Below are 4,346 nucleotides of genomic sequence, written 5' to 3' on the forward strand. Positions count from 1 at the left end.
CTTGACTATCTAAGTCCCATTGAATATAAAAATATTCACCTTAAAAAAAGTGTCTAGTTTAGTGTTGACATACCACTTAAAACATTTTTAAGTGTTTTTCTTTTTAGCGGTCCAATGACACTTATTGAGAATTGGCTTGAGAAAAATACCAATTTGGTAAGATATAATAAGGGCTGGAATAGCTATATTACTTTTGCAGTTCTCTCATTTACTTTTGTGCTTGTTAAGGGATGCATTGAGGGTATTCGTTTTTTAGATAGAAAAATAACCATTCAACGCTTTAAGACAGTATGATTAGCGGAGGAAGTGGATGATGGAGGATGGACACAACTATGGTAATTTGTGAACTAAAATATATTATGGCAAACCCAGAAAATTAAATAAATCTATTCTGTATTAGAATACACATGACAATTATTTTTGTCTATAAAAAATAACTCATAATTCTACAAGGGTATGTTGTTTACTGACATATCTTGAATCCCTCTAAATATTGGGGATTTGGTTGAATTTAGCAAATAAAAAAGGCCCCAACCAAATCGGTTCAGAGCCTCAAAGGTATAAAAGCAAATCAAGCTTCTTGTATACTAAATCTTTCTTTAATCCTTTCTAAATGTGCTTCTACTTCCGATTTATCTTGGGGATACTTTTCGAGATATCTAGCACAATCTTCTTTTAAATATCTAAAGAAGGTCGAGTAATCTAAAATAATTTCTTCGTCTTCTTCTACTGCGGGGCGATCAATGTAATAGGCTATTCCTTCTTTACCAAAATAATCCTCTTCCCACTCTTCATAGTAATCAGCAAACACGAACCTCGCATATTCTGTACCATATCCTTCACCATTCGCATAACTTTCTAAGATCCTTAAAAATTTACTGTCACCCATATGGTGATAGAAGTATCTTATTAACTCTCTCTCCTTATCTTTCACGATGGTTCAACTCCTTTTCTCCAAGATAGGGAAGAAATTCGTTATTTCTCCTGATTCATCAATAAAACCTTTAAAATGAAGCCCGTTAGAGGAAACTCCTGTAATCTCTCTTCCATCAACCGTACCATTTTTCATTGCTTCTTCTCCCCATTTTATCATTTGTTCGTCTGAAATGATGTTTGGATCGTAAACGGTTTTTGGTTGGGAAACGTTCTTTAGCTCACCAGGTATGATCTTTCCTTCCATGTCTTGTTTTGGGATTCCATATTCGATTTCATACACTCCCTCAATAGTTGGGTGCTCCCTTTTTGAAATGATACATTCGTCTATATCCCAACCTTGGTCTTTAAATGCCTTTTCAAAATGTTTGAGATTATGCCCCCCAACTATACCCTTTCCTTTTTTCCTAACAACATCTATGACTTCCACTAAATGTTTTTTATATCCTGGTTTGAACGTAATATTAGTATCCGGTTCCTCAGTTTCATTAGAATCACCATCCTTACTATTATCGTTGTCATTCTGAGTATCCTCTTCCTCGTTTTCTTTCTTTCCAGTAGAATTCTGATCATCGTTTTTGTTATGACCATTTTTCTTTCCAGTGAACATTTCCAAGATCTTGTTTAAATAAGGTTTTAGTTTCGATGAAACAGAGTCACCTAGTTTTACAAGGGCTTTCCCAAAAGGAATTCGACTTAATAATGCACCAATTCCCATTGCAAGAAACGTTTCTGGCGTAAGGTATTTCTTAGGATTACGGATCGCGTCTGCAATCTGACTACCACCTGCTGCTATTCCGATTCCAGTCGATACAGCACCTATTGCCGACCAGAACCCTAATAATGGGAACATTAAAGCAAATGCTCCAAGTACAATCAAACTTTTTTCCAATCCGGACAAACCATTCCACCAATTTTGCAGATTGTCAAATAAACAGGCAAAACAAGCCTCTGGGCCATTAGCTGTCATTCCCCATTCAAATAGAAACATAGCTGAGAATAATGCTACAAAGACGATGTTTAATGCCTTGTAGTATTTCTGAATATTTGCTTCTATGCCTGATAAAAGTTCCCTGGCTTCTGTTTTACCGTGTAACAATGTAAATCCAAGTTCTCTCCGTTCCCGATAAAATAGCAGCAAGTATCCAAAACGCTTTCTTTCATCAAAAGCAGATCTGAATAGATTCCACAATTCAGAAATGGGATTGATTATAATTTCCCTATCCAACATGGGAATCTTGTCTCTTACTCGGTTTAATTCCCAATAATCGATGAATAACGCAGCAGCGAGCATTATTAAAAATAACGGTTTTGCGGCATAACCGCTTCCTAATAAATCATGAATCCACGTTAACCAATCCGGAGCATTATAACCGGCATTCCATATGGCATGATCAAAAATAGCCCAAACTAATAGGATAACAGGAAAAATAGATGTAGATCGTTTTAATTTACTTTTATACCTCACTGCTAACCCGATTCCTAACGTTACCATAGCTGTTAACACCGCGTGTCCAGCAGACATTTTGTCAGGCAAAATACCCTCTTCAAAGTATCCTGGAAATAGAGTGAATAAATCCCAATGAAGCACTTTCCCTGAAAGTAGTGTGACGCCATAACTACCTCCTGAAATCAATCGACGAGTGGCTTCCTCCATAAATTGAAAACCTGCCCCTGTGGCCGCACCAATAAGGGCATAATCACTTAAACTTAATGTAGAAGCACGTCGTGATAAAAATAGATAAACTCCAAGTGGGATCAGTTTTAATAATTCTTCAGCAATAGGGGTTAAAAATGCTTGACTCCATACATCTTGTTCCCTCCCACCGAAAATAGCCGTAATGGAACTGACGATAATAGAATTCAACAGTGTAATTAACCATGCCCCTGCCAAAAAGAAATAGGTGTACTTCTTCCAAGATAACGTTTTGCTGCGGCAGAGCAGCCAAAATTGTAAAATAACATAAAATGACCATAAAAACTGGACAAACATTTTTCGGGAATCTTCCATAAAAATTAAGCTTAGAACGAACGCACATATCGATATCCAAGAAAAAATCGTATAGATTCGTAAAATGAATGGGTGGTTCTGTATCCATTCATTCCAAAAGTGAAAGATAGACTCTAGCTTCTCCCTTAAACTCACTCTAAATTTTTCAACATGACTCATCATATTGCACCACTCCGATGCACTATTATTTTCATTCCAGCATGATTTTATTATTTACAATTCCATACTATACTCCAACACTTCCATAATTAGAATAGGTCGAATTTTTCAAATATTTTCAAGAACAGTATCATTATTCCTATATAAAAGGTCAAGAACCAATAATGCGAATGGCAACTAATTTTTTAGGGAGAATTTGACTAGTAAAAAATAGAACTATTATATGAAAAATATCCTTTACTTGTATGATAAAGTAAAATATTAGAAAAATAACTCGAAGGATGTGGTATCTTGAAGTTACATGTAAAAATTTCGTTTGTTGTTGTTATTTGCTTCATGTTTTTATTACCAAATTCAATCTTTGGCCAAGAATTATTAAACAAAGGAAGTCAAGGACAAGCAGTTTATGACTTGCAAGAGGAATTAAAGAAAATGGGTTATTTTCCTAGTCAGCCGACTGGGTATTATGGTTCTATTACAGATCATGCGGTTAGACAATTTCAGCTAGATACAAGTCTATCACCAGATGGAGTCGTTGGATTTCAAACCAAGCAAAAATTAAATAGTATCGAAATGATGGCAAGAGTTGTTCATGGGGAAGCACGCGGTGAGTCTTATGAAGGAAAAGTAGCCGTAGCAGCTGTTATTATGAACCGATTGTCAACGCCAGGCTTTCCTAAAAATACATACGATGTTATTTTTCAGACGAATGCTTTTACAGCAGTACATGATGGTCAATATAATTTGACCCCTAATAGCTATTCTTATCAAGCAGTAATTGATGCTTTAAAAGGCTGGGATCCTACATACGGTTCGGTATATTATTATAATCCAACGATAGCAACAGATGATTGGATCTTCACAAGGGATACTGTACTTAGAATAGGAAACCATTTATTTGCAAAGTAAAAGCTAACCTACAAAACAGGTTAGGCAACTACAGTCTGGTTCCTATGCTGATTAAGAAAAGAGCAAGCGCCTTGCTTAGCCTAGGGCAAATAAGCCGCTCATGAATAGAAGGCGTTCTTTGACTTCAATTCATGAGTGGCTAGACCCTAGAGGGGCTAGGCGCTAGAGCTAGACACTAAAACTAAGTTCAAATTTTATACTTTTTTACCTTTCAAAAAAAGAATGATGTAGTTACCTGCAGGAGAAAAGGCTATTGTTGTGACTGCTAGAATAAAGTAGACAGTTTTCGCTAGATAAAATGAAACACTTATTTACCCAAATATACCAATCAAAA

At 35.9% G+C, this 4,346-nt stretch carries 4 protein-coding genes; 2 read left to right on the forward strand and 2 right to left on the reverse strand.

Translation table 11 applies throughout. The features are described from left to right. The first annotated feature begins 69 nt into the window (after positions 1-69). Complete coding sequence (locus Q1B07_RS26095; RefSeq protein WP_299095583.1) at positions 70-294, forward strand: CBO0543 family protein; 225 nt, start codon at positions 70-72, stop codon at positions 292-294. A 277-nt stretch (positions 295-571) separates the two neighbouring features. On the opposite strand, the gene cdiI is transcribed toward Q1B07_RS26095, so the two are convergent. Further along, positions 572-934, reverse strand: coding sequence for a ribonuclease toxin immunity protein CdiI (cdiI, locus tag Q1B07_RS26100; RefSeq protein WP_299095574.1), 363 nt, complete (start codon positions 932-934; stop codon positions 572-574). Between the two features lie 6 nt (positions 935-940). Next, on the reverse strand, positions 941-3,106 hold the full coding sequence (locus tag Q1B07_RS26105) for an EndoU domain-containing protein (protein WP_299095577.1): 2,166 nt from the start codon (positions 3,104-3,106) through the stop codon (positions 941-943). Positions 3,107-3,394: 288 nt separating this feature from the next. Between Q1B07_RS26105 and Q1B07_RS26110 the strand changes: the two genes are divergently transcribed. Further along, positions 3,395-4,012, forward strand: coding sequence for a cell wall hydrolase (locus Q1B07_RS26110; protein WP_299095580.1), 618 nt, complete (start codon positions 3,395-3,397; stop codon positions 4,010-4,012). The last annotated feature ends 334 nt before the right edge of the window (positions 4,013-4,346 follow it).

The organism is uncultured Metabacillus sp., assembly GCF_947503125.1.
Taxonomy (GTDB): Bacteria; Bacillota; Bacilli; order Bacillales; family Bacillaceae; genus Metabacillus.